At 64.4% G+C, this 24989-nt stretch carries 21 protein-coding genes; 10 read left to right on the forward strand and 11 right to left on the reverse strand.

Annotated features, from left to right (window positions below):
• The first annotated feature begins 242 nt into the window (after positions 1–242).
• Positions 243–716, forward strand: a complete 474-nt coding sequence (locus tag PH586_RS10750) for an aminoacyl-tRNA deacylase (RefSeq protein ID WP_271347756.1) — start codon at positions 243–245, stop codon at positions 714–716.
• Between the two features lie 179 nt (positions 717–895).
• Here the strand turns inward: PH586_RS10750 and PH586_RS10755 are convergent, their stop codons facing one another.
• The 4 genes from PH586_RS10755 to uvrD all read right to left on the reverse strand — a co-directional run bounded on the left by PH586_RS10755 (position 896) and on the right by uvrD (position 5871).
• Positions 896–1741, reverse strand: a complete 846-nt coding sequence (locus tag PH586_RS10755) for a Tim44 domain-containing protein (protein WP_271347757.1) — start codon at positions 1739–1741, stop codon at positions 896–898.
• Between the two features lie 125 nt (positions 1742–1866).
• A complete protein-coding gene (locus PH586_RS10760) occupies positions 1867–2445 on the reverse strand; it encodes a TetR/AcrR family transcriptional regulator (protein WP_271347758.1) in 579 nt (192 codons plus the stop codon).
• A 101-nt stretch (positions 2446–2546) separates the two neighbouring features.
• On the reverse strand, positions 2547–3641 hold the full coding sequence (locus tag PH586_RS10765) for a TRAP transporter substrate-binding protein (protein ID WP_271347759.1): 1095 nt from the start codon (positions 3639–3641) through the stop codon (positions 2547–2549).
• A gap of 40 nt (positions 3642–3681) precedes the next feature.
• Positions 3682–5871, reverse strand: a complete 2190-nt coding sequence (gene uvrD / locus PH586_RS10770; RefSeq protein ID WP_271347760.1) for a DNA helicase II — start codon at positions 5869–5871, stop codon at positions 3682–3684.
• Positions 5872–6102: 231 nt separating this feature from the next.
• On the opposite strand from uvrD, the gene PH586_RS10775 reads away from it, so the two are divergent.
• Positions 6103–8979 (forward strand): putative bifunctional diguanylate cyclase/phosphodiesterase, encoded by a 2877-nt coding sequence (locus PH586_RS10775; protein WP_271347761.1) that lies wholly within the window; start codon positions 6103–6105, stop codon positions 8977–8979.
• A gap of 92 nt (positions 8980–9071) precedes the next feature.
• Here the strand turns inward: PH586_RS10775 and PH586_RS10780 are convergent, their stop codons facing one another.
• The 5 genes from PH586_RS10780 to ectA all read right to left on the reverse strand — a co-directional run bounded on the left by PH586_RS10780 (position 9072) and on the right by ectA (position 13741).
• Positions 9072–10502 carry an aspartate kinase gene (locus PH586_RS10780; RefSeq protein ID WP_271347762.1) on the reverse strand — a complete coding sequence of 477 codons (1431 nt, stop codon included), beginning with the start codon at positions 10500–10502 and terminating at the stop codon, positions 9072–9074.
• A gap of 89 nt (positions 10503–10591) precedes the next feature.
• On the reverse strand, positions 10592–11500 hold the full coding sequence (gene thpD / locus PH586_RS10785) for an ectoine hydroxylase (protein ID WP_271347763.1): 909 nt from the start codon (positions 11498–11500) through the stop codon (positions 10592–10594).
• A gap of 21 nt (positions 11501–11521) precedes the next feature.
• On the reverse strand, positions 11522–11917 hold the full coding sequence (locus PH586_RS10790; RefSeq protein ID WP_271347764.1) for an ectoine synthase: 396 nt from the start codon (positions 11915–11917) through the stop codon (positions 11522–11524).
• Positions 11918–11927: 10 nt separating this feature from the next.
• Positions 11928–13214: a diaminobutyrate--2-oxoglutarate transaminase gene (gene ectB, locus PH586_RS10795; RefSeq protein WP_271347765.1), complete on the reverse strand. Its 1287-nt coding sequence runs from the start codon at positions 13212–13214 to the stop codon at positions 11928–11930.
• Positions 13211–13741: a diaminobutyrate acetyltransferase gene (gene ectA, locus PH586_RS10800; RefSeq protein WP_271347766.1), complete on the reverse strand. Its 531-nt coding sequence runs from the start codon at positions 13739–13741 to the stop codon at positions 13211–13213. Before ectA ends, ectB begins: the two co-directional genes overlap by 4 nt.
• A 936-nt stretch (positions 13742–14677) precedes the next feature.
• On the opposite strand from ectA, the gene PH586_RS10805 reads away from it, so the two are divergent.
• Positions 14678–15064: a c-type cytochrome gene (locus PH586_RS10805; protein ID WP_271347767.1), complete on the forward strand. Its 387-nt coding sequence runs from the start codon at positions 14678–14680 to the stop codon at positions 15062–15064.
• Between the two features lie 88 nt (positions 15065–15152).
• Here the strand turns inward: PH586_RS10805 and zwf are convergent, their stop codons facing one another.
• Positions 15153–16640 carry a glucose-6-phosphate dehydrogenase gene (gene zwf / locus PH586_RS10810; protein WP_271347768.1) on the reverse strand — a complete coding sequence of 496 codons (1488 nt, stop codon included), beginning with the start codon at positions 16638–16640 and terminating at the stop codon, positions 15153–15155.
• A 113-nt stretch (positions 16641–16753) separates the two neighbouring features.
• Between zwf and hexR the strand changes: the two genes are divergently transcribed.
• Both hexR and PH586_RS10820 read left to right on the forward strand, forming a co-directional pair.
• Positions 16754–17620 (forward strand): transcriptional regulator HexR, encoded by an 867-nt coding sequence (gene hexR / locus PH586_RS10815; protein WP_271347769.1) that lies wholly within the window; start codon positions 16754–16756, stop codon positions 17618–17620.
• Between the two features lie 114 nt (positions 17621–17734).
• Positions 17735–17959 (forward strand): PA3496 family putative envelope integrity protein, encoded by a 225-nt coding sequence (locus PH586_RS10820; RefSeq protein ID WP_271347770.1) that lies wholly within the window; start codon positions 17735–17737, stop codon positions 17957–17959.
• Here the strand turns inward: PH586_RS10820 and PH586_RS10825 are convergent.
• Entirely contained in the window at positions 17901–18863 is a 963-nt protein-coding gene (locus PH586_RS10825) for a LysR substrate-binding domain-containing protein (protein ID WP_271347771.1), read from the reverse strand. The genes PH586_RS10820 and PH586_RS10825 overlap by 59 nt on opposite strands.
• A gap of 192 nt (positions 18864–19055) precedes the next feature.
• Between PH586_RS10825 and PH586_RS10830 the strand changes: the two genes are divergently transcribed.
• The 5 genes from PH586_RS10830 (at position 19056) to glsB (ending at position 24978) form a co-directional block, all read left to right on the forward strand.
• Positions 19056–20471 carry an acetyl-CoA carboxylase biotin carboxylase subunit gene (locus PH586_RS10830; RefSeq protein WP_271347772.1) on the forward strand — a complete coding sequence of 472 codons (1416 nt, stop codon included), beginning with the start codon at positions 19056–19058 and terminating at the stop codon, positions 20469–20471.
• 69 nt (positions 20472–20540) lie between these two features.
• Positions 20541–22367, forward strand: coding sequence for a sodium-extruding oxaloacetate decarboxylase subunit alpha (gene oadA / locus PH586_RS10835; RefSeq protein ID WP_271347773.1), 1827 nt, complete (start codon positions 20541–20543; stop codon positions 22365–22367).
• Positions 22368–22493: 126 nt separating this feature from the next.
• The gene (locus PH586_RS10840; protein ID WP_271347774.1) at positions 22494–23435 is read left to right on the forward strand and encodes a sodium-dependent bicarbonate transport family permease; all 942 of its coding nucleotides are present in this window, start codon (positions 22494–22496) and stop codon (positions 23433–23435) included.
• A 1-nt stretch (position 23436) separates the two neighbouring features.
• Positions 23437–23739 carry a P-II family nitrogen regulator gene (locus PH586_RS10845; RefSeq protein ID WP_271347775.1) on the forward strand — a complete coding sequence of 101 codons (303 nt, stop codon included), beginning with the start codon at positions 23437–23439 and terminating at the stop codon, positions 23737–23739.
• 330 nt (positions 23740–24069) lie between these two features.
• Positions 24070–24978 (forward strand): glutaminase B, encoded by a 909-nt coding sequence (gene glsB / locus PH586_RS10850; protein WP_271347776.1) that lies wholly within the window; start codon positions 24070–24072, stop codon positions 24976–24978.
• The last annotated feature ends 11 nt before the right edge of the window (positions 24979–24989 follow it).

The following is a 24989-nucleotide window of genomic DNA, read 5'->3' on the forward strand; positions in this document are numbered from 1 at the left end:
CTCGTGCATAGGGATGGGTTTTATACAGTAGCTGGCGTGCGGAGGAAAAGCCGCCCGTCCCGCCACTGCTGTTTACGGCTGCTGACGACCCTTGCCGTCCGTCTGTTCAGGGCAGAAAAAGCGCCGGCCGCGGGTGGCCTTCCATCCATTGGCTGCTAGGAGCCTGGGCGCGAACTAAACTTCGCACAGCAGCCTGTCACTTAATTACCGCTTGAGCGCCAGGCTCGAGCAGGAGGTGGATCATGCATATGGCAGCAACGTTGAAACGCAGTCTGGAAAGCGCGCAGTGCCAGTTCGAGATCGTCCCTCACCCGCATTCCGCGAGCAGCCTGGAATCGGCGCGGGTAGCCAGCATCCCGGCCGAGCGTCTGGCCAAGCCGGTGATCCTCGACGATCGCAAGGGGCACTACCTGATGGCGGTGGTGCCGGCCAGCCGGCATCTGGACATGAGCATGGTCAGCAAGGGCGACGAGCACTGGGAGCTAACCAGCGAATCGACCATCGCCAGCCTGTTCAAGGATTGCGAGCTGGGCGCGGTGCCGGCGGTCAGCGAGCCCTACGGGATGAGCATGCGCCTCGATCCCCTGCTGACCCGCCAGCAGGACATCTACTTCGAGGCCGGCGATCACGAGAGCTTGGTGCACATGAGCACCGAGCAGTTTCTCAAGCTGGTACCCCATGCCGAAGTCTGTGAGCTGTGCCCGCAGCCCGGCTAAGCCGCCGGTGCCGCCGATCTTCGTCTGGCGCCGGTCGATCGCCCGCCGCCAGCCGCATCGGGTCGGTCAACCGCGCTCGAAGGGTGGCGGCAGGCGGCCCTGAAAGACGGCGGCGGCGGAGATTCGCCGGGCAGTAAAACCCCAGGCGAGCCTGGGGTCCGGGTGGCGCGTCGAGCGGATCAGTTCTGGCGGATACCGGCCACCAGCCATGGCTGGTTGTCACCGGCTTCGCGTTCCATGCGCCAGCTTTCGCTGAAGGCTTCGCCCTGGTCGAAGCGCGAGGTCTTGGCCACGCCGGTGAAGGTCAGGGTGGCGACGGTCTTGTCGCTCAGATCGTCGACGCCATCCAGTTGCACGTCGAGGTTGTCGACGTAGGTGGATTGGAAGCCCTCGCCGAGGTCGGCGCGCTCGCGCTTGAGGAATTCGAGCAACTGCGGGGTGACGAACTCGCCGATCTTGTCCATCTCGTTGGCGTCCCAGTGCTGCTGCAGGCTGAGGAAGTGCTCGCGGCCGGCGCTGACGAAGCTTTGCTCGTTGAACCAGGCCGGGGCATTGATCACCGGCTTGAGCGCGGCAGCGCTGGCGCCACCGAAGATCGAGGCGGGTGCAGCCTGGGCAGGCATTTCACGCTGCATGGGCGCGCCATTGGCGGTTAGCGGGCCGGCCTGCTTGCGCCGGGAGGCGAGGAAGCGGAACAGCAGGAAGGCGATCAGGCCGAAGATCAGCATGTCCATGATCTGCAGGCCTTCGAAGCCGTCACCCATGAACATCGAGGCGAGCAGACCGCCGGCAGCGAGACCGGCCAATGGGCCGAGCCAGCGCGAGGCGCCACTGGCCGCTGCCGGCTGACGACCGGCGGTCGGCGTGGTAGCGGTCGAGGTTGGCGAGGTGGTCTGGCGAGTCTGGTGGCTCGGCGCGGAGCCGAAGGATTTAGCGCCGCCAAACCGCTTGGCTTCGGCGTCGAAACTCATGGTAAGACCCAAACTCAGGCACATGGCCAGGGCGATGCTGAGGAAACGCTGCATGTTTAGCTGTCTCTTGGTGGCTGGAACTATGCGCGGCATCTTGCCCGCCAGCCGCGTGGAAGGCTAGTCATAGAGTGTTTCGGGCTTTTGCTTTTCGCTCAACGGTATCGCCTCGGCGTCGCCACTTAGCGGCGCAACAGCATCTGCAGCGGCCCGTAGCGCAGTTGCCGACGCAGGAAGGCGCGAAACTCGGCGGGGTCTTCCTCGGGGTGGCGCAACCAGTGGATGAAACTGCGCAGGTAGGCGCCGGTCAGCAGGCTTTCCTCGGCGATGCGCCGCAGGTGCAGGGTTTCGCGCTGTGCCGCCTCGCGCCACCACTGCACGGTGCGGCTGATGCGCAGCAGGCCGAGTACCTGCAGGTGCAGATGCGCGGGTTCGAGCTTGTACAACAGCATCTGCCCGGTCACCGCGCGGTGGCTCGCCAGGCAGTCGAGCCAGGCCACCAGCAGTTCTTCCAGGCGTTGCGCTGGTTCCAGGCCAGCCAGGTCGGTGGCCTTGGCGCGCGTCAGCAGGGCCCGGTCGGCGCGGTCGAACCAGGCCTCGACCAGCTGGTCCTTGTCACGATAGTGGGCGGCGATGGCGTCCAGGCCGACGCCCAGTCGGGTGGCCACATCGAACAGGTGCAGGCGCTCCCAGCCACAGACATCGGCCAGTTGCAGGGCCGCATCGAGAATCTGCGGGGCATTGATGGTTGGCTTCTTCATCGACTCACCTCGACATCGAGTATGGGTCGGGAGTCGCAAAGCGCAGGGTGCAAACGACAAACGGAGCCAGCAGGCTCCGTTTGTGCGAGGTACCGAGGGGCTTAGCGCCAGTTATACAGTTCCTGTTCGGACAGCCGATGCATCTCGCTGGCCTGGGCCTGGAAGGCCTGCATCGAGGCCCAGATACGTCCGTTCAGCTCGCTCTGCGCGGCCAGCTCGCCGAGCACCACCTCGGACTCGCGCTGCAGGGCGTCGAGCACTTCGTCGGGGAAGCGCTTGAGCAGGGTGCCCTGTTGCTTGAGTTCCTCCAGGGCCAGGGCGTTGTGGTAGACGTAGTCGTCGAGCATGTCCTGGCTGGCGGCGCGGGCGGCCTCGGTGAGGATCGCCTGCAGGTCGGCCGGCAGGCTGTCGAGGGCCTTCTGGTTGATCAGCAGCTCGAGCACCGCCTGCGGCTCCTGCCAGCCCGGGTAGTAGTAGAACTTGGCGGCTTTATGCAGGCCGAAGGCCAGGTCGTTGTAGGGGCTGACCCAATCGGTGGCGTCGATGGCGTGGGTCTCCAGGGCGGTGAACACCTCGCCGCCGGGCAGATTGACGGTGGTTGCGCCGAGGCGCGACAGCACTTCGCCACCGAGACCGGGCATGCGGATCTTCAGGCCCTTGAGGTCGTCCAGGGTGTTGATCTCCTTGTTGTACCAGCCACCCATCTGCATGCCGGTATTGCCCACTACCACCGGCTTGACCCCGTAAGGGGCATAGGCCTCGTCCCACAGCGCCTGACCGCCGCCATGGCTGAGCCAGGCGTTCATTTCTGCAGTGGACAGACCGAAGGGCACGGCGGTGAAGAACTGCGCCGCCGGCACCTTGCCTTTCCAGTAGTAGGCGGCGCCATGGCCCAGTTCGGCGGTGCCGCGCGAGACCGCGTCGAACACCTCCAGCGGCGGTACCAGTTCGCCACCGGCATAGACCTTGATGGTCAGGCGTCCGGCGCTCATGGTGCTGACCCGCTCGGCCAGGCGTTCGGCGGCGGTGCCCAGGCCCGGGTAGTTCTTCGGCCAGGCGGTGACCATCTTCCACTGGAAGCTCTGCGCCGGCGCACTCTCGGCCTGGGTGACGCTGGCTTGTTCGTCCTTGCAGCCGGCCAGGCCGAACGCGGCGAGCAGCGCCGCGGCGGCGCCGAACAGGTAACGGCGATTCATCGAAACTCTCCCTAACTGCGCATTATGGTTATTGGTGTTGTTAAAGCGCCTGCAACTTGGCGTAACTGAGCATCAGCCATTTGCTGCCTTCGCTCTCGAAATTCACCTGCACCCGCGCCTGGGCGCCGGAGCCCTCGAAATTGAGGATGGTGCCCTCGCCGAACAGTGCATGCTGCACCCGTTGGCCAAGGCTGAACGCGGTGTCCGGTACGGCGCTACCGGCGAACATGCTGCTGCCGCTCATGTTGCGGCTGTTGGTGCTGAAGGGCCGGCTGACGCTATTGGACAGGCGCACTTCCTGGATCAGCGGCGCTGGAATCTCGCGGACGAAGCGCGAGATCGAATTACGCGTTTCATTGCCATACAAACGGCGGACTTCAGCGTAACTGATCACCAGTTTCTGCATCGCGCGGGTGATGCCGACATAGGCCAGGCGGCGTTCTTCCTCGAGCCGGCCGGGTTCTTCCAGGCTCATCTTGTGCGGGAACAGACCTTCTTCCATGCCCACCAGGAACACCTGGGGAAACTCCAGGCCCTTGGCGCTGTGCAGGGTCATCAGCTGGATGCTGTCTTCGTTTTCCGCGGCCTGGGTATCGCCGGCCTCCAGCGAGGCATGGCCGAGGAAAGCCTGCAGCGGACTCAACTCGTCGTCTCCGTCATGGTCGAAGGCGCGCGCGGCGCTGACCAGTTCTTCCAGGTTCTCGATCCGCGCCTGGGCTTTCTCGCCTTTCTCGGCCTGGTGGTAGGCGATCAGGCCGCTCTGCTCGATGACGGTCTGGGTCATCAGGTGCAGCGGCATTTCCAGCACCTTGGCCGCGAGATTCTCGATCAGCTCGACAAAGCCGGCCAGGGCGCCCGAGGCGCGGCCCGGCAGGGCCTTGTTGGCGACCATCAGGCGAATGGCTTCCCACATCGCCACATCATGTTCACGGGCGTAGGCGCGGATCGTTTCGACACTCTTCTCGCCGATGCCACGGGCCGGCACGTTGATCACCCGTTCGAGGGCCGCATCGTTGCCGCGGCCGTCGAGCAGGCGCATATAGGCCATGGCGTTCTTGATTTCGGCGCGCTCGAAGAAGCGCTGGCCGCCATAGATGCGGTAGGGGATCTTCTCGCGCAACAGGGCTTCTTCGAGCACCCGCGACTGGGCGTTGGAGCGGTAGAGGATGGCGATTTCACTGCGCTTGAGGCCGTCCTTGCGCAGGGCGTCCTCGATCGTCTCGACCACGTAGCGGGCCTCATCGTGCTCGTTGAACGCCGAATACAGGCTGATCGGCTCGCCGTCGCCGTCTTCGGTCCAGAGTTCCTTGCCCAGGCGGCCCTGATTGTTGGCGATCAGCGCGTTGGCGGCCTTGAGGATGCCGGCACTGGAGCGGTAGTTCTGCTCCAGGCGGATGATCTCGGCGTCCGGGAAGTCGCGGCTGTACTGGTGGATATTCTCGATCTTGGCCCCGCGCCAGCCGTAGATCGACTGATCGTCGTCACCGACCACCATCAGGCTCTCGCCGCCCTGGGCCAGCAGACGCAACCAGGCGTACTGCACGGCGTTGGTGTCCTGGAATTCGTCCACCAGAACATGGCGGAAGCGCCGCTGGTAATGCTCGAGCAGGCCCGGCTTGTCGCGCCACAGGTCGAGCGCGCGCAGCAGCAGTTCGGCGAAGTCGATCACTCCGGCACGGGCGCAGGCCGCTTCATAGGCTTCGTAGATCTTCAGCATGGTGGCCAGGAACAGGTCGCCGCCGGGCTGGATATTCTTCGGCCGCAGGCCTTCGTCCTTCTGTCCGTTAATGAACCATTGCGCCTGCTTGACCGGCCAGCGCTGCTCGTCCAGGCCGAGTTCGCGGATCACCCGCTTGACCAGGCGCTGCTGATCGTCGGAATCGAGGATCTGGAAGTTCTCCGCCAGACCGGCTTCCTGCCAGTGCGCGCGCAGCAATCGGTGAGCCAGGCCGTGGAAGGTGCCGACCCACATGCCGGCCGGATTGACGCCGAGCATCTGTTCGATGCGCGCCCGCATCTCGGCGGCGGCCTTGTTGGTGAAGGTCACCGAGAGGACGCTGTGGGGCGAGGCGTTTTCGATCTGGATCAGCCAGGCGATACGGTGCACCAGCACCCGGGTCTTGCCGGAGCCGGCGCCGGCCAGGACCAGTTGACGGCCGAGGCTGGCCGCTACGGCCTGGCGCTGGGCGTCGTTGAGAGAAGCGATCAGGAGTTCGGGGTCATTTTGCATCGCGGCATTCTAGGCGGCGGCGACAACGAGGGCAAACCGGCTAAGCGGTGCATGGTTGCACGGGGGGCCGGGGACGACCGGTAAGTCACCTTGCCGGGTGGCGGTTGCAGGTCATCCAGGACGAGCCAGGTTGCTTGATGGGCCTATCATTTTGCACCGATGATTGTTGGGCGAAGCCTCTAGCTCGGGTATGCTCCGCCGACCTAGGCACCCATTACAAGAAAATAGCCTATGACCCAGTCCCCTAGCGCCGCTGTGCAACTGACGCTGGACAGTACACCCGAGATTCGTCAGCAATTCGCCACGGAGATCGCCATCGAACGTACCCGCCTGCTGTATCAGGGCTCGTGGGTGCCGACGCTATTCATGCTGCTCAATGGCCTGGCCTGCGCCTATTTGCTCTGGGCGCCGCAGAGCCGTGTGCTGCTCTCCGGCTGGCTGATCTGGCTGGTGCTGCTGGCCGTGCTGCGCCTGCTCCAGGTCCGCGCCTTCAATCGCGCCCCGCCGAGTGGCCAGGTGCAGGCGCATTGGCGGCGCAACTTCCTGTTTGGCGCCGCTGCCTCGGGTCTGACCCTGGCCTTCGCCGCCATCGCCCTGGTGCCGGCCGATGTGTTCTACCAGCAGGCTCTGGTCTACGGCCTGATCGGCGCGGCGATCCTGTCCGCCAGCGTGGCCTATGCCGTCAGCCTGTCGGCGTTCCTGACCTTCGCCTTGCCCTGCCTGCTGCCGTCGGTGGCCTATCTGCTGCTCAGCGAACACAGCCTGCAGCGCGGCTGGGGCATGCTTGGCGGCATCCTGCTGGCGACCCTGCTGGTGGTGGCCTGGCAGGTCAACCGCCTGCTGCAGCGCAGCCTGGTGCAGCGCTTCCAGAATCAGGGGCTGATCGCCCGCCTGGAACACGCCCGGCAGCAGGCCGAGGCGCTCAATGATGAGTTGGCCCGCGAGGTCGAGCAGCGCCGCCGGGCCGAAGGCAAGTTGCGCACGGCCCATGATGAACTGGAAATGCGCGTGGCCGAACGCACCCTGGAGCTGGATGACGCCACCCACGCCCTGAGCAAGAGCGAGGCGCGCCTGGCCCTGGCCCTGGAGGCCAGCGAGCTGGGGCTGTGGGACTGGAATCTGCAGAGCGATGAAGTGCACCACTCGCAGCTCAAGGAAATCTTCGGTCTCGAACCCGAGACGGTGCAGGCGATGTTGCGCGACCTCAAGCCACGCCTGCACCCGGACGATCTGCCGTTGCTGCGCCGGACCCTGGTCGAGCACATGAAGGGTCGCAGCGACGGATATCAGATCGAATACCGGGTCAAGCATGCCGATGGCCGCTGGGTCTGGGTCGAGGATCGCGGCCGAGCGGTGGAGCGCGATGCCCGGGGCCGGGTGCTGCGCATGCTCGGTACGCGGCGCACCATCACCGCGCGCAAGCAGCAGGAAGAGCAGCAGCGCCTGGCCGCCACGGTGTTCGAGGCGGCCAGCGAAGGCATCGTCATTCTCGATCCGGACTACCGCCTGCTGGCGGTCAACGAGGCATTCAGCCAGGTCACCGGCTATCGCCAGGCAGACGTGCTCGGCAAGAGCGTCGCCAGCCTGATCAGCAGCCGCGACACCCGTCACCAGTACCAGCTGATCCGTCTGGAGCTGGAGCGCGGCGACCACTGGCAGGGCGAATTGATCGAGACGCGCAAGAACGGCGAACTCTACCCGCAATTGCTGCAACTCAAGGTGGTGCGCGATGCGCGGGGGCTGGTCAGTCATATCGTCGGCTTCTTCGCCGACCTGTCGTCACGGCGCGAGGCCGAGGAGCGTCTGCGCTATCTGTCGCACTACGACGAACTCACCGGCCTGGCCAATCGCAGTCTGTTCAAGGCGCGCCTGCACGAGGCCAGTCAGCGTTCGCGGCAGAGTGGGCGCGGCCTGGCTTTGCTGCACGTCGACCTGGACCGGTTCAAGTGGCTCAACGACAGCCTCGGCCATGAAGTGGCCGACCAATTGCTGCGGCAGATGAGCCGGCGCCTGAGTCAGGCCATGCCCGAGGCCGACACCATTGCGCGCTTGTCCGGCGACGAATTTGCCGTGCTGCTCGATTCCTACGGCAGCCTCTCGACCCTGGCGCGGATGGCCAGCCGCCTGCTGGCCAAGTTGCGCCTGCCGATGACCGTCGGCGGCCAGGAGCTGGTGGTCAGCGCTTCCCTGGGCATCAGCCTGTTGCCGGACAACGCGCGCGAGATCGCCACCCTGGTCAGCCAGGCCGACATGGCCATGCAGCACGCCAAGCACCTGGGCGGTAATACCTTCCAGTTCTTCACCGACAACCTGCAGGCCTGCACCCTGGAGCGCCTGCAGCTGGAAACCCAGTTGCGCAAGGCGATCGACGAGCAGCAGCTGGAGGTGTTCTATCAGCCCAAGCTGTGCCTGGCCGATGACAGCCTGAATGCCGCCGAGGCGCTGGTGCGCTGGCGCCATCCGGAGCGCGGCCTGGTGCCGCCGGGGGATTTCATCGGCTTGGCCGAGGAGACCGGGCTGATCGCGCCGATCGGCGAATTCGTCCTGCGCCGCGCCTGTCAGCAGGCGCGGGACTGGCAGCTGCAGGGCCTGGCGCAGATCCGCGTGTCGGTGAACCTGTCGGTGCACCAGCTGCGCCAGGGCAAGCTGACCAGCCTGGTGCGCCAGGTGCTCGACGAAACCGGCCTGGCGCCGCAGTTCCTCGAACTCGAATTGACCGAGAGCCAGTTGCTCGACAATGTCGAGAGCGTCATCAGCACCTTCCAGCAGCTGCGCGACCTGGGGGTGAAGCTGGCGATCGACGACTTCGGCACCGGCTACTCCTCGCTCAGCTACCTCAAGCGTTTCCCGGTGGACTACGTGAAGATCGACCAGACCTTCATCCGCGACCTGGCGCTCGGCGGCGAGGATGCGGCGATTACCCGCGCGATCATCGTCATGGCCCATAGCCTGGAGTTGAAGGTGGTCGCCGAAGGCGTGGAAACCCAGGCGCAGATGGATTTCCTCAAGGCCCAGCAGTGCGACGAAATCCAGGGCTACCTGATCAGCAAACCGGTGCCGGCCGAGCAGTTTGCCCAGTTGCTGCGCGACCAGGCCGACGCCTGCTGAGCTGATGTCGCGGTGCGTCCCTGGCAAGGGGCGTGTTCCTGCCCGCCCGCGGTGATCTCACTGACGCGGGGGCGCAACGGGGTGCGCCTGGGTCAGGCCGCGACGATCACATCGCCATGGTTCTCCGGCTCGATCAGCGCCCGGTGCAGCGTGGCCACCGCGGCCGCGTAGTCCTCCTCGTTGACCACGCACTGCATCCCCACCTGGCGGATCGATTGGTGCACGGCCTGGATGCTGATGCCCGCTTCTGCCAGCGCCGCCACTGTCCTGGCGAGGATGCCCTTGACCTTCAGGTCCGAGCCGACCGCCGAGACGATGGCGACGTTGTGCACGGTCACCTCGGCGGCCGGGTAGCGTTCCTCGATCAGTCGCGCGGCGCGGTTGATCAGCTTGCGCGAGCCCGAGGCGTAATAGGTGATGCTGTTGGCGTCGGAGTCCTTGTTGACCACGTACAGCTTGAGCTGCTTGAGCAGCTTGGAGATCTCCATGTCGTAGCCGACATCGCCGAGCATGTCCTGGTCGAACACTTCCAGGCCGAACACGTCCTTGCGCCCGGCGATGATCTCCACGCAGGGCCGCTCGCTGCGGTAGCTCTGGCTGATCAGGGTGCCGGTATGTTCGGGCTCGAAGGCATTCTTGATGCGTAGTTCGATGCCGGCGCTGCGCAGGGTCTTGGCCGCACGCGGATGGATCGCTTCCATGCCCAGATTGGACAGCTGGTCGGCGACGTCGTAGTTGGTGCGGCCGATGGTCACCACTCGGCCTTCGCCAACCAGCTTGGGGTCGGCGCTGCTGAGGTGGAATTCCTTGTGGATGATCGCTTCGCGGGCGCCGGTGGCGGCGGCGATCTGGGCGAAGGTGATCTCGCTGTAGCCGCGGTCGAAGGTGTTCATCAACCCTTCGCTGCAGTGGGTGTAGCCGGTGGCGACGACCAGTTCGCGACTCAGGTCGACCTCGGCGAAGCAACTGCCGATCATCGCCTCGAAGGCCAGTGGCGCCTCCAGGTGCCAGCCGGTGAGGTCGACCAGCTTGGCGTTGACCCCGCGCTGCTTGAGCGCCAGCACGGTATTGAAGGCGCTGTGTGCCTCGCCCAGCGAGGCGAGCATCTCGCGCACCTTCATCAGGTGCTCGCTCAGCTGGAAGTGGCCGTAGGCGCACAGCCGCTGCAGGCTGTGCATGCATTCGCCGGCATCGTCGATGCGCGAGCCGATGAACTGGTTGGCCGCCTGGCGCTCGAATTCGCCGGCGAACAGCGCGGCATTCTTCGCCAGCATCTGCTGGCGCACCACTGCCAGCGAATCGCGCCAGGCTTCTTCGCTACGCGCGTCGGCGAAGCGCTGGTAGACGCCGGGTTCGCCGGTCTTCTTGTGCTCCAGCAACAGGTTGGTCATGCCGCTGTAAGCCGAGACGACGAAGACCCGCTGATACAGCTGATCGTCCTGTCGTGGGCCGATAAGGATGTTGTCGAGCACTTCCTCGAAGCGGCTCATGGAGGTGCCGCCGATTTTTTCTACGGTATGCATGAGTGTCCGGTCGTGATGATTTCGGCGGGTGGCCGCCAAGCGCCCACCCAGAAATAGCTCAGGCCCGCTGTTGCGGGCCTGTCTGTGTGTCAGAGGTACTCTTGCGGCTGGATATCCAGTGCCGTGAAGTCCTCGCGCTCGGCGACGAAGGCCGGGCGTGGCGCTTGGGCGCAGAAGGGCGCCTGCAGCGCGTTGTCCACCTGGTTGTAGACGTAGAACAGGTTGCTGCGTGCGCTGGGGGAGATGTTGCTGTTGGAGCCGTGGAGGATGTTGCTGTCGAAGAACACCACGCTGCCGGCCGGGCCGAGGGCGGTGTCGATGCCGTAGCGGCTGGCCATCTCGCTCAGGCTGTTATCGTCCGGTACGCCGAACTGCTGCTTGCGCAGGGATTCTTCGTAGTGGTTCTCCGGCGTGGCGCCGACACAGCGCACGTAGTGCTTGTGCGAGCCGGGGATCAGCAGCAGCGGGCCGTTGTGCGACTCGTTGTCGGTGAGCAGGATCGAGCAGCTCAGCGCGCGCATGCGCGGCATGCCGTCCTCGACGTGCCAGGTCTCGAAGTCCGAATGCCAGTAGAACTCCTTGCCGGTGAAGCCAGGCTTGAAGTTCATCCGCGACTGGTGCACGTACAGTTCGCCGCCGAGAATGAAGCGGGCGATGCCGGCGATGCGTTCGTCGCGGGCCACCCGGGCGAACAACGGATTGTCCTTGTGGATGGCGAACACCGAGCGCACCGCACCGCTTTCCGGTTCGCTGATGGTCTTGCCGGAATCCGCCAGCGCCGGGTCGCAGCGCACGCGGTCGAGCTCCTGGCGCAGCACCGCCACCTCGTCGGCGCTGAACACGTCGTGCAGCACCAGGTAGCCGTCGCGCTGGTAGCGCTCGAGCTGCTGGGCGCTGATGGGCGCATTTTCCAGGTCGTTACGGTAGACCACCGGGTCCAGGCGCTCTTGCCAGCTCGGTTGCAGGTGCTGGCGCGAGGGGTAGAGATCGGTTTGCACGGGTGACTCCTCCAAGTCTGATCAGGCGACGGTTTCGGCCTCCAGCGGGTAGACCCCGCTTTCGTCATGCACTTCCTTGCCGTTGAGCGGCGGATTGAACACGCAGGCCATCTTCATTTCCGTGGTGCCGCGCAGCAGGTGCTCGTCGTGCTTGTCGAGGATGTACAGGGTGCCGGGGGCGATCGGGTAGATCTTGCCGTCGGCAAGGGTCTCGATCTCGCCTTCGCCGCTGATGCAATACACCGACTCCAGGTGGTTCTGGTACCAGATGTGGGTCTCGGTGTTGGCGTAGATGGTGGTGATGTGAAAGGAGAAGCCCATGTTGTCGTCCTTGAGCAGCATGCGGGTGCTGTCCCAGGTTTCAGTGACGATCTTGCGGTTGGACTGCTCGCAGTCGGCCAGTGTACGTACGATCATGTTCAGCTCCTCAAGAGGCCTGGGAGGCCTGGTTGGCGGTTTGTTCGGACATCACGGCGGCGAAGGCCGCATCGAGAATGGTCATGGCCTTGTCGATCTGCGCTTCGCTGATAATCAGCGGGCACAGGCACTTGACCACTTCGCTATGGGCGCCGCTGGTCTCGATCACCAGGCCGTGCTCGAAGGCATGGCGGCAGATGGCAGCGGCGCTGTCGCCATCCGGGCAGCTGATGCCGATCATCATGCCGCGGCCCTTGATGAACAGTGAGTAGGGGCCGTAGCGGCGGACGATCTTGTTCATCCCGTCGGCGATGCGCTTGCCCTTGGCGCGCACGCTCTTGGCGAACTGGTCGTCGCGCCAGAAGTGCTCGATGGCGGCGGTAGCGGTGACGAAGGCGTGGTTGTTGCCGCGGAAGGTGCCGTTGTGCTCGCCCGGCTTCCACTGGTCCAGCTCCTTGCGCAGCAGCACCATGGCGAACGGCAGGCCGAAGCCGCTGAGCGACTTGGACAGGGTGATCATGTCCGGCTTGATGCCCATTTCTTCGAAGCTGAAGAAGCTGCCGGTGCGGCCGCAGCCGGCCTGGATGTCGTCGACAATCAGCAACATGCCGTGCTTGCGGCAGAGCTTCTCCAGCTTGCGCACCCATTCGGCGGAGGCGGCATTCAGCCCGCCCTCGCCCTGCACCACTTCGACGATGACCGCGGCCGGCTTGTCGATGCCGCTGCTCGGGTCGCCGAGCAGCTTGTCCATCATGCCGATGGTGTTGACCTTGTCGCCGAAATAGTTGGCGTAGGGCATGCGGCTGACGTCGGTTAGCGGCACGCCGGCGGCGCCGCGATGGTGCTGGTTACCGGTGGCGGCCAGGGCGCCGATGCTGCAGCCGTGGAAGCCGTTGGTGAAACTGATGATGTTGCTGCGCCCGGTGACCTTGCGCGCCAGCTTCAGCGCCGCTTCCACCGCGTTGGTCCCGGTCGGCCCGGTGAACTGCATCACGTAGTCGTGCATGCCACGCGGCTTGAGGATCAGCCGGCTGAAGGTCTCGAGGAACCGCTCCTTGGCATCGGAGTACATGTCCAGGCCGTGGGTGATGCCATCGTTGTCGATGTAGTCGAGCAGCGCCTCCTTGAGCACCGGGTGGTTGTGCCCGTAATTCAGCGTGCCAGCACCGCCGAGGAAGTCGATGTAGGACTTGCCGTCGCGGGTGATCAGTTCCGCGCCGCGCGCCTGGTCGAATACCACGGGGAATGAGCGGCAATAGCTCCTGACGGACGATTCATTCAGTTCGAAGAGTTTCATGCGGTTTCCTTGTGTGTTTCTTCCAGGACGGATGCGTTGAACGGGCCGGCGCGATAGAGCACTTCGTCCTCATGCTGGCCGGCGAAATGCCCGGCGCGGGAGAACAGGGTGCGCGTCTCATAGTCGACCCCGAGGCGGGCAAAGGCTCGCTTGAACAGCGCCTGGGAGGCGCCGTTGTCCGGCGAAATGGTGGTTTCCAGAAAAGCTACGCCCTGGGCGGCGACCCGTTGGGTCAGCGCCAGCAGCATGCGCAGGGCCAAACCCTGGCCGCGAAGCGAGGCATCCACCGCGACCTGCCAGACGAATAGCGTGTCTGGGCGCGAGGGTGGACGGTAACCGGAGATAAATCCCACCAGTTGGCCGTCAGCGTTCTCGGCGGCTATGGCGGTATCGGCGAAGTCGGCACATTGCAGCAAATTGCAATACACCGAATTGCTGTCCAGGGGTTGGCAGCGGGCTACCAATTGATGAAGCGGATATCCGTCGCCGTCGGTTGGGCGACGGAGCGTGACGGGGGCAACACTCAAACCAGAATCCTTGAAGTTGTGCAAATCCCTATTAGGGTATACATACTGCGCAGGGTTTCTCAACCCGCAGTCCGGACAGCCGGCTTAATCGCGGCGTGAGAAGGGGCGTGAAGCGAGCTAAGTTGAAGTTCCGGTAACTTGCGAGTTGAGCTTGTCGATAGGGACAGGAAACTCGCTGTATATCGGTGCCGCGGCTGGCGGTTCTGCCGGGTGCCAGCGGCGCTGTTGCAGTAGTTGTATTTTTCCGATGCAAAAGCGCCCGTTAGATAAACCGTGGGCATGGCTGAAAGCCTCTGTTTGCAAGGGGTATACGCTATTTTCGAGAGTTGGCTATTGTCTGTTGCGGCCGGCGTGATGTTGTCAGATATCCGGCGGATATTCGCTGAAATATGCGGGCTGATATGGGGCTCCTGAATCTCCATGATCTTTCGTAGATTGCTTGGCCAATGATGGCAAGGGGCACGCCGAAAGTGCGGGTTGGTTACAGGGAGCGGGCGGTGCTGAATGAGGTCAAATTATTATTTGTTATGGTTTGGATATATCGACTGCGTTCGGGAATTGCTCACGACTATATTGAGCCGGCGCCAGTTGTGTTATTAGCCAGGCTATTTCGCGTAGTTCGGTAGTTCGCAATATTTCCCAGGCCAGCAGTGTCTGCGCCTGCGCTTCGATGGTCTGGCGAAGCTGATGGTTGGGCACATCAACCGGTGCCGTGCTAAGCCATCGGTCCGCTTGGCCGGAGTGCCCGGGTTGTCGTCCCGGCGTTGGCCGCCGCCATGCGCTAATCGCCCGCGCCCCGTTCGAGCCGAGACCTGTCCCCGGCTGCATGCAGAAAAGTACTTTGGTGCCATGCAATTGCGGCTTTTGTACAAGAGCCGCACAAAAGGCCCACAAAATATACTGTTATTGCCTAGTCATCAGAGAGGGAATTACAGAATGAAAATGCGTCTGTCATCATCATTGGCGTTGTTATGCACCGCATTGGCTGCGGCCCCGTTGCTCCAGGCAGCAGAGGACGGCATGGAAGCGGCCGGCCGCCAGTTGTTCAGCCACCACTGCACGGCGTGTCACTCGCTGGACACCAGCGAGAACGCCTTCGGTCCCAGCCTGTTTGGTGTGGTGGGGCGACCGGCGGCTTCCGTGCCCCGCTTTGCCTACTCGAAAGCCATGCAGGCTTCGGGGATCACCTGGAGTGAAGACAACCTGCGCAAGTGGATCAGCGACAACGAGGCCTTGGTGCCGGGCACCCGCATGCGTCACGTCGCCATCACCGACCCGGCCGAACAGGATTACCTGATCAGCTTCCTGGGTTCACTGAAGTAAGCCACGCCCCGCGGGGTGGCAAGGCCACAGCGCCACCCGTCTGACTCCCCCGCGACATCCTCGGTGGGGCGGCGCCGCATGCGCCCGCTCACTCCATCCACTTGCGTCCCGCCAGCTCCAGCAGCAGGTTGGCTTGTTCCGGCCCGCTGCTGCCGGCCGCATAGGGTCGCGGGCTCTGGTGGTGTTGCCGCCAGCCATTGATGATCGGATCGATCCAGCTCCAGGCCGCTTCGACTTCGTCGCGGCGCATGAACAGCGTCGAGTCGCCTTCGATCACGTCCAGCAGCAGGCGTTCGTAGGCGTCCCAGCGGCGAGTCTGGCGAAACGCCTTGGCCAGGTTGAGGTCCAGCTCGACCGGCGCCAGCTGCATACCCTTACCGGGGTTCTTGCCCATCAGTTGCAGACTGATGCATTCCTCCGGCTGCAGGCGGATCAGCAGGCGATTGGCCTCGCCGTCGCCGAACAGCTGGTGTGGCACCGGCTTGAACTGAATCAGGATCTCGGAGGTTTTCTTCGCCAGGCGCTTGCCGGTGCGCAGGTAGAAGGGCACGCCGGCCCAGCGCCAGTTCTCGATCTCCACCTGCAGGGCGACGAAGGTCTCGGTATCGCTGTCGTTGTCGACATTCTTCTCGAAGTAGTAGGCCGGCACGTCCTGCCCGCCAATCTTGCCGGCGCTGTACTGGCCGCGCACGGTCTTGTCGCGCACGTCGAGGCCGGAGATGGGTTTCAGCGCCTCGAGCACCTTGACCTTCTCGTTGCGCACCGCCTCGGCATCGAAGCGCACCGGTGCTTCCATGGCCACCAGGCAGAGCAGTTGCAGCAGGTGGTTCTGGATCATGTCGCGCATGGCGCCGGCGTTGTCATAGTAGGCGCCGCGATTTTCCACGCCCAGGGTCTCGCACACGCTGATCTGCACGTGGTCGATGTGCCCGGCGCGCCACACCGGCTCGAACAGGGCGTTGGCGAAGCGCAGCGCCATCAGGTTCTGCACGGTTTCCTTGCCCAGGTAGTGATCGATGCGAAATACCCGCGACTCGTCGAATACCGCGCCGATCGCCGCGTTGATCGCCTGCGCCGACGGCAGCGAGTGGCCGATCGGTTTTTCCAGCACGATGCGCGCATGGGGCCCGGCCAGGCCGGCGACCTGCAGGTGCGAGGCGATGTCTTCGAACAGGTCGGGAGCGGTGGCCAGGTAGTAGACCCGCACGCGCGCGTCAGCGGCGCCCAGGTGTTTGGCCAGGCGGCCGAAGTCGGCGCTCTGGCTGGCATCCATGGCGAAGTAGTCGAGGCGCGCGGCGAAGCCCTGCCAGGTCTCGTTGTCGAAGTCGGCGCGCGCCACCTGGGCGCGACAGCGGCGTTCGGCAAGGGCCTGGTAAGCGGCGCGGCTGTGCTGGCTGCGCGCCAGGGCGAGGATGCGCATGTCGGCATGCAGCCGACCGACGCGGTGCAGGTGGTAGAGCGCTGGCAGCAGCTTGTGCAGGGCCAGATCGCCCGTACCGCCAAAGACCAGCATGTCGCAGGGAATGCTCAAAGCGGGAACTCCGACTCGGTTTAGCCGTGCGGGGGCGTCGACCATGTAGTATAACTACAAAGTCACTACACCCACGGCGTGCCCCGATCATAACCGAGTCGTCACTCGGATGAAGATGGCACTACGTATTCGTCATATTTCAGCCCGAGCCCATGCCCGTGAATTTGTTGCAGCACATCGCCCAGTCGCGCCATCTGTTACGCAAGTCGGAACTCAAGGTGGCCGATCATGTACTGCTCGACCCGGCCGCGGTGATGCACAGTTCCATGGCCGACCTGGCCCACAGCGTCGGCATCAGCGAGCCAACCATCGTGCGCTTCTGTCGAGCCATCGGCTGCAGCGGTTTCCAGGACCTCAAGCTGAAACTGGCGCAGAGCCTGGCCGCTGGCGCCAGCTTTGGCCAGTTCGCGATCCATGAAGACGACTCGGTCACCGACTTCAGCCTGAAGATCTTCGACACCACCCTGCACACCCTGATCGAGGTGCGCGAGAATCTCGATCCACAGGCCTTGCAGCGTGCCATTGCCGCCTGTGCTCAGGCCCAGCGCGTGGAGTTCTATGGTTTCGGCGCCTCGGGGGCGGTGGCGGCGGATGCCCAGCACAAGTTTTTCCGCCTGCTGCTGACGGCGGCGGCCTACTCCGACCCGCACATGCAGGCGATGAGTGCGGTGACCCTGAAACCGACCGATGTGGCCATCTGCATCTCCCAGTCCGGCCGCTCTAAAGACCTGCTGATCACCGCCAACCTGGTGCGGGAAAGCGGCGCGACCCTGATCACCCTGTGTCCCAGTCAGACCCCGCTGGCCGACCTGGCTACGGTCAACCTGGCCATCGACGTGCAGGAAGACACCGAGATCTATACGCCACTGACCTCGCGCATTGCCCACCTGGTGGTGATCGATGTGTTGGCCATGGGCGTGGCCATGGCCCGCGGGCCGAGCCTGGTCAACCACCTGAAGAGCGTCAAGCGCAGCTTGCGCAGCCTGCGCCTGTCGCCCAAGTCGGTGAAGCTGCACGAGGACTAGCAGTCCGTCCCCGTCTAGCTGTGTGGGTTCATCGCAACTTCATCGTCTTGCCCTCAAAGCGTCATCTCCCAGGCTGACTCTGTAACTCCCGTTATTCAGCCTGGGAGACCTGATATGCCTCGTTATTTGGATGAAGCGCAGTCACACGTCAGCACTGATGCGAAAAGCCGGCGCAAGCTGCTCGATCAGCGCCGTATGGAATACCGCCGCGCCATCGAAAGCTACGCCGAACGTCGCCAGTTGCAGCAGCAGTTGCTCGACTTCCCGGAGCTGGTCGCCGCTAACTACCTGGCAGCCGCTCAGGCGCCGGTTCGGCGAAGCGTTCAGCCAGGGCGTTGATCTGGCTGCGCTGATCGCGCACGAAGGCGAAAAACGCCTGGGCCACCGGCGACAGGTATTTGCCGCGCGGATGGACCAGGCACCAGCTGCGCAGCAATGGCAGCTCCGCCACCGGCAACTCGCGCAGTACGCCGCACGCCAGCTCGCGGCGCACGGCATGGCGGGGCAGCAGCGCCAGGCCGAGGCCGGCAAGCACCCCTTCGAGCTGGCTCTCGGTCGAGCCGGTCTCCAGGGTCTGGGCGAAGTGCGCGCGTTTCTGGTGGCAATATTCCTCGCCGGCCAGTCGGGTGCCCGAACCCCGTTCGCGCACCAGCAAGGGCCAGGCGGTGAGCGCTTGCAGGGTCAGTGGCCCCTGCCGGCAGAGCGCGTGCGTCGGTGGTGCCACCGCGATGATCGGGTTGTTGAGGAAGGGCAGGAACTCGAGATCCAGATCCGTCGGCACCTGGGACATGATCAGCAGGTCATCGCGATTGGCGCTCAAGCGCTTGAGGGCCTGGGCGTGATTGGTCACCACCAGCTGCAGGCTGACTTCCGGGTACTGGCTGCGAAAAGCGGCGAACAGGTGCGGTGTGAAGTATTTGGCGCTGGACTCGACGGCCAGGCTCAGCTGGCCCTGCAGGGAACCTTGCAGGTCGCCCAGTTGCATGTCGAGGCTTTCCAGTCGCCCGAAAATATCCGCGCTGGCCCGTTGCAGGGCCTCGGCGGCGTCGGTCAGGTAGAGCTTCTTGCCGACGTAGTCGAACAGCGGCTGGCCGAGCAGCTCTTCCAGCTGGCGGACTTGCAGGCTGACCGCTGGCTGGGTCAGTGACATGTCTTCGGCGGCGCGGCTGTAGGAGCGCTGCTGGCACACCGCGCGGAACACCTGAAGTTGGCGCAGGGTGATGCGCATCAAGGATTTGCGCACGGGGTACCTCGTTCGGCGGGCTGCTGGATTGAGCCTTGCGGCGGAGCTTTGGCTCGAATGTATAAGCCATTGCTTATGGCCAAGCAAATTATTATTGATTTCGGTTATCCAGCCCGCGGGCGTAGGGTGCATGGGTGGTCGCGACTAGCCACAAACGACTATCTGTCTGTCCACTGGGTCGAGGAAGCACGCGTGATCAAGAAAATCCTGATTGCCAACCGCGGCGAGATTGCCGTCCGTATCGTGCGCGCCTGCGCCGAAATGGGCATACGCTCGGTGGCCGTCTACTCCGACGCCGACCGCATGGCCCTGCACGTCAAGCGTGCCGACGAGGCCCATAGCATTGGTGACGACCCCCTGGCCGGTTACCTGAACCCGCGCAAGCTGGTCAATCTGGCGGTGGAAACCGGCTGCGATGCCCTGCATCCCGGTTACGGCTTTCTTTCCGAGAATGCCGAGCTGGCGGAGATCTGCGCCGAACGCGGGATCAAGTTCATCGGCCCAAGCGCCGAGGTGATCCGCCGCATGGGTGACAAGACCGAAGCGCGGCGCAGCATGATCAAGGCCGGGGTGCCGGTCACCCCCGGTACCGAGGGCAACGTCGCCGATATTACCGAGGCCCTGGCCGAAGGCGAGCGTATCGGTTACCCGGTGATGCTCAAGGCCACCTCCGGTGGCGGCGGCCGCGGTATCCGCCGTTGCAACTCGCGCGAAGAACTGGAGCAGGCCTTCCCCCGGGTGATCTCCGAAGCGACCAAGGCTTTCGGCTCGGCTGAAGTCTTTCTGGAAAAGTGCATCGTCAATCCCAAGCACATCGAGGCGCAGATTCTCGGCGACAGCTTCGGCAATGTGGTGCACCTGTACGAGCGCGACTGCTCGATCCAGCGGCGCAACCAGAAGCTCATCGAGATCGCTCCCAGTCCGCAGCTGACCCCCGAGCAGCGCGCCTATATCGGCGACCTGTCGGTGCGCGCAGCCAAGGCGGTGGGCTATGAGAACGCCGGTACCGTGGAGTTCTTGCTGGCCGAGGGCGAGGTGTACTTCATGGAGATGAACACCCGGGTGCAGGTGGAGCACACCATCACCGAAGAGATCACCGGCATCGATATCGTGCGCGAGCAGATCCGCATCGCCTCCGGCCTGCCGCTGTCGGTCAAGCAGGAAGACATCATCCACCGCGGCTTCGCCCTGCAGTTCCGCATCAACGCCGAGGACCCGAAGAACAACTTCCTGCCCAGCTTCGGCAAGATCACCCGCTACTACGCGCCCGGCGGCCCCGGCGTGCGCACCGACACGGCGATCTACACCGGCTACACCATTCCGCCCTACTACGATTCGATGTGTTTGAAGCTGGTGGTCTGGGCGCTGACCTGGGAAGAGGCGATGGACCGCGGCCTGCGCGCCCTCGACGACATGCGCCTGCAGGGGGTGAAGACCACCGCCGCCTATTACCAGGAGATCCTGCGCAACCCGGAATTTCGTAGCGGCCAGTTCAACACCAGCTTCGTCGAAAGCCACCCGGAACTGACCCAGTACTCGATCAAGCGCAAGCCCGAAGAGCTGGCGCTGGCCATTGCCGCCGCCATCGCCGCCCACGCCGGGCTCTAACGAATCGTAGCCCGGACCCAGTCCGGCAGTTGCAGCCACGGATCCTATCCGGGCTTCAGGAGAACCAAGATGAGCAAGACCGATCAGCCGAAACGCATCGCCGTCACCGACACCATCCTGCGTGACGCTCACCAGTCGCTGCTGGCCACGCGCATGCGTCTGGACGACATGCTGCCGATCTGCGACAAGCTCGACCAGGTGGGTTACTGGTCGCTGGAGGTCTGGGGCGGCGCGACCTTCGACGCCTGTGTGCGCTTCCTCAAGGAAGACCCCTGGACGCGTTTGCGCGAACTGCGCAAGGCACTGCCCAATACCCGCCTGCAGATGCTCCTGCGTGGGCAGAACCTGCTCGGCTATCGCCACTATAGCGACGACGTGGTCAAGGCCTTCGTCGCCAAGGCGGCGGCCAACGGCATCGATGTGTTCCGCATCTTCGACGCCATGAACGATGTGCGTAACCTGCGCGTCGCCATCGCGGCGGTGAAAGCCGCCGGCAAGCATGCCCAGGGCACCATTGCCTATACCACCAGCCCGGTGCACACGGTCGAGGCCTTCGTCGCCCAGGCCAAGGCCATGCAGGCCATGGGCGTCGACTCGGTGGCGCTCAAGGACATGGCCGGCCTGCTCACCCCCTATGCCACTTTCGAGCTGGTCCAGGCGCTGAAGGCCGAGGTCGACCTGCCGGTGTTCATCCACAGCCATGACACCTCGGGCATGGGCGCGATGTGCCAGCTCAAGGCCGTCGAGGCGGGTGCCGAGCATATCGACACCGCCATCTCCAGCTTCGCCTGGGGCACCAGCCATCCGGGTACCGAGTCGATGGTCGCCGCGCTCAAGGGCAGCGCATACGACACTGGCCTGGACCTGGCGCTGATCCAGGAGATCGGCCTGTACTTCTATGCCGTGCGCAAGAAGTACCACCAGTTCGAGAGCGAATTCACCGCGGTGGATACCCGCGTGCAGGTCAATCAGGTGCCGGGCGGGATGATGTCCAACCTGGCCAACCAGCTCAAGGAGCAGGGCGCGCTGCACCGCATCAACGAGGTGTTCGCGGAGATCCCGCGGGTCCGCGAAGACCTCGGTTATCCGCCGCTGGTGACCCCGACTTCACAGATCGTCGGCACCCAGGCGGTGTTCAACGTGCTGGCTGGCGAGCGCTACAAGACCATCACCAACGAGGTGAAGCTCTACCTGCAGGGCCGCTACGGCCTGGCCCCGGGCAAGATCAACGAGCAACTGCGCAAGCAGGCGATCGGCAGCGAAGAGGTGATCGACGTGCGCCCGGCCGATTTGCTCAAGCCGGAAATGGCCAAGCTGCGCGAAGAGATCAACCTGTTGGCCAAGTCCGAGGAGGACGTGCTGACCTATGCCATGTTCCCCGACATCGGCCGCAAGTTCCTCGAGGAGCGCGAAGCCGGCACCCTGGTCCCGGAAGTGCTGCTGCCGATCCCCGAAGGCGGCGGCGTGGCCGCTGCCGGGGGCGCCGGGGTGCCGACCGAGTTCGTCATCGACGTGCACGGCGAGAGCTACCGGGTCGACATCACCGGCGTCGGCGTCAAGGGTGAGGGCAAGCGCCACTTCTACCTGTCCATCGACGGTATGCCGGAAGAGGTGGTGTTCGAGCCGCTCAACGACTTCGTCGCGGGCGCGGGCGCCAGTGGCAAGCGCAAGCAGGCCAGAGCGCCGGGCGACGTCAGCACCAGCATGCCGGGCAATATCGTCGATGTGCTGGTCATGGAGGGCGACACGGTGAAAGCCGGCCAGGCGGTGTTGATCAGCGAGGCGATGAAGATGGAGACCGAGGTGCAGGCGCCCATCGCCGGGACGGTCAGGGCGGTGCACGTGGCCAAGGGCGACCGGGTCAATCCGGGTGAAGTGCTAATCGAGATCGAGTAAGTCATCGCGGCGCAGTGAACGCCATCGCGGGATGGCTTGGCGGCGTTGCAACTGTTTCCCTCTGGGGGCCGCAAGGCTCCCTTTTTTTAACTGGACGCCGCACAGTCATGGGCGTTGGAGGCGGTAATGGGGCTGGACCCGGTGGTGCTGTTTTTTATCTTCGGTCTGTGTGCCGGCCTGCTGAAAAGCGAGCTGAAGCTGCCGCCGGCGCTCTATGAAACCCTGTCCATCGTCTTGCTGCTGGCCATCGGCCTGCACGGCGGCGTGGAGTTGGCGGAGCAGGCCAGTCTGCAGTTGCTCGGCCAGGCGGCGCTGGTGCTGGGCTTGGGCATGGTGTTGCCGGTGCTGGCCTTTGCTGTACTGCGCGCGCTGAATTTCGACCGGGTCAATGCGGCGGCGGTGGCGGCGCATTATGGCTCGGTGAGCGCCGGTACCTTCGCCGTGGTCGTGGCGTTCATGCTGGCCCGTGGCATCGAGTTCGAGAGCTACATGCCGTTGTTCGTGGCGATCCTGGAGATTCCGGCGATCCTGGTCGGCATCCTGCTGGCCAAGGGCCTGGCCCGCGACACCGACTGGCGCGAGCTGGGCCGGGAGATCTTCCTCGGCAAGAGCATCATGCTGCTGCTCGGCGGCCTGATCATCGGCGCAGTGGCCGGCAAGGAGGCGATCAAGCCGCTGGAGCCGCTGTACACCAGCATGTTCAAGCCGGTGCTGGCGTTCTTCCTGCTGGAAATGGGCCTGATCGCCTCCGGTCAGCTTGGCGCGCTCAAGCAGTTCGGTTTGCGCCTGCTGGGTTTTGCCCTGCTGATGCCGTTGCTCGGCGCCCTTATCGGCGCCTTGCTGGCGCGCCTGATGGGCCTGTCGCTGGGCGGCACCGCCGTGCTCGCGACCCTGGCGGCCAGCGCCTCCTATATTGCCGTGCCGGCAGCCATGCGCCTGGCCTTGCCCGCCGCCAATCCGTCGCTGTCGCTGACCGCCTCACTGGGGATTACCTTTCCCTTCAATATCCTGATCGGCATTCCACTGTACCTGATGCTGGCCGAACAACTGATCGCCTGGGGACTCTGAGATGAACGCACATACCCGCACCCTGCTCACCGTGATCTGCGAAGCCGCACTGGAGAAGAAACTGCTGGCCGACCTGGAAACACTCGGTGCGCCGGGCTGGACCATCTCCGACGCCCGCGGCCGTGGCGGCCGTGGCGTGCGCAGCGCCGGCTGGGACACCGAGGGCAATATCCGCGTGGAGATCATCTGCGCCCGGGACATCGCCGAACGCCTCGCCGACCACCTGCAGGAGCAGTACTACGCCAATTTCGCCATGGTCTGCTACCTGGCGCAGGTGGAGGTGCTGCGCCCGGAGAAATTCTGAGGCGCTGTGCAAGGCTAGCTGCAGGCGCAGGCGGATAACTCGCTACGACAGCACGCTGGCGGGCGGTCGCGAGCCATCGCGTGGATCGCTGCTGCTTCTTGCCCCGGCTTCGCACCGGCGCGCTAGCGCTGCACCGCCTGCGCGGCCTGTCCCGGATGGCGTCAAGGCTTGTCCATGTGGGCCTTGCGGCGGAACATGGAGTCCTGGGGTTCAGGTGCCGCCCTGTTAGCGCAGTCCGGGGAGGGCTTGAGTGAGTGTGATCCGCATCGGATGGCCAGCGTCTACCAGCCATGGTCCGGGGTTTGCCCGGGCATTACGGCGAGTCTGAGCATGCAAGCGCTGTTGAAGGAAATCCTCGAAGAAGTCCGGCCGCTGATCGGCCGGGGCAAGGTGGCCGATTACATTCCGGCGCTGGGCGATGTGCCGGGCAGCCAGCTGGGTATCGCGGTGTACAGCAACGAGGGCGAGCTGTTCTGTGCCGGCGATGCGCATACGGCGTTTTCCGTGCAAAGCATCTCCAAGGTATTCAGCCTGGTGCAGGCCATCGGCCATTCCGGCGAGGATATTTGGCAGCGTTTGGGCCACGAGCCGTCCGGGCAACCGTTCAACTCGCTGGTGCAGTTGGAGTTCGAGCGCGGTCGGCCGCGCAACCCCTTCATCAATGCCGGTGCGCTGGTGATCTGCGACATCAACCAATCGCGCTTTGCCGCGCCGGTGCTGTCGATGCGCGATTTCGTCCGTCGCCTGGCCGGCAACCCCGAGATAGCGGTGGATAACCGGGTCGTCGATTCGGAATATCAGCACCGCGCGCGCAACGCGGCCGCGGCCTACCTGATGCAGTCCTTCGGCAATTTCCATAACGATGTCGAGACGGTGCTGCGCAACTACTTCAGTTACTGTGCCTTGCGCATGAACTGCATCGACCTGGCCCGCGCCTTCTGCTTCCTGGCCAACGATGGGTTTTGCCTGCACAGTGGCGAGCAGATCCTCAGCTCGCGGCAGACCAAGCAGGTCAACGCCATCATGGCCACCAGCGGCTTGTACGACGAGGCCGGTAACTTCGCCTACCGGGTCGGTCTGCCGGGCAAGAGCGGGGTCGGCGGCGGCATCGTCGCGGTGGTGCCGGGGCGTTTCAGTGTCTGCGTCTGGTCACCGGAACTGAACGCCGCGGGCAACTCCCTGGTCGGCATGGCGGCGCTGGAGTTGCTCAGCCAGCGCATCGGCTGGTCGGTGTTCTGAGCCGCCCGGCG

Source organism: Pseudomonas aestuarii, assembly GCF_027988105.1.
GTDB classification, from domain to species: domain Bacteria; phylum Pseudomonadota; class Gammaproteobacteria; order Pseudomonadales; family Pseudomonadaceae; genus Aquipseudomonas; species Aquipseudomonas aestuarii.

Excerpts from the sequence above, each read along its gene's own strand:
- PH586_RS10750 (WP_271347756.1), top strand. The coding sequence starts at position 243 with ATGCATATGGCAGCAACGTTGAAACGCAGTCTGGAAAGCGCGCAGTGC.
- PH586_RS10755 (WP_271347757.1), bottom strand. The coding sequence starts at position 1,741 with ATGCAGCGTTTCCTCAGCATCGCCCTGGCCATGTGCCTGAGTTTGGGT.
- PH586_RS10760 (WP_271347758.1), bottom strand. The coding sequence starts at position 2,445 with ATGAAGAAGCCAACCATCAATGCCCCGCAGATTCTCGATGCGGCCCTG.
- PH586_RS10765 (WP_271347759.1), bottom strand. The coding sequence starts at position 3,641 with ATGAATCGCCGTTACCTGTTCGGCGCCGCCGCGGCGCTGCTCGCCGCG.
- uvrD (WP_271347760.1), bottom strand. The coding sequence starts at position 5,871 with ATGCAAAATGACCCCGAACTCCTGATCGCTTCTCTCAACGACGCCCAG.
- PH586_RS10775 (WP_271347761.1), top strand. The coding sequence starts at position 6,103 with ATGACCCAGTCCCCTAGCGCCGCTGTGCAACTGACGCTGGACAGTACA.
- PH586_RS10780 (WP_271347762.1), bottom strand. The coding sequence starts at position 10,502 with ATGCATACCGTAGAAAAAATCGGCGGCACCTCCATGAGCCGCTTCGAG.
- PH586_RS10790 (WP_271347764.1), bottom strand. The coding sequence starts at position 11,917 with ATGATCGTACGTACACTGGCCGACTGCGAGCAGTCCAACCGCAAGATC.
- ectB (WP_271347765.1), bottom strand. The coding sequence starts at position 13,214 with ATGAAACTCTTCGAACTGAATGAATCGTCCGTCAGGAGCTATTGCCGC.
- PH586_RS10805 (WP_271347767.1), top strand. The coding sequence starts at position 14,678 with ATGAAAATGCGTCTGTCATCATCATTGGCGTTGTTATGCACCGCATTG.
- zwf (WP_271347768.1), bottom strand. The coding sequence starts at position 16,640 with ATGGTCGACGCCCCCGCACGGCTAAACCGAGTCGGAGTTCCCGCTTTG.
- PH586_RS10820 (WP_271347770.1), top strand. The coding sequence starts at position 17,735 with ATGCCTCGTTATTTGGATGAAGCGCAGTCACACGTCAGCACTGATGCG.
- oadA (WP_271347773.1), top strand. The coding sequence starts at position 20,541 with ATGAGCAAGACCGATCAGCCGAAACGCATCGCCGTCACCGACACCATC.
- PH586_RS10840 (WP_271347774.1), top strand. The coding sequence starts at position 22,494 with ATGGGGCTGGACCCGGTGGTGCTGTTTTTTATCTTCGGTCTGTGTGCC.
- PH586_RS10845 (WP_271347775.1), top strand. The coding sequence starts at position 23,437 with ATGAACGCACATACCCGCACCCTGCTCACCGTGATCTGCGAAGCCGCA.
- glsB (WP_271347776.1), top strand. The coding sequence starts at position 24,070 with ATGCAAGCGCTGTTGAAGGAAATCCTCGAAGAAGTCCGGCCGCTGATC.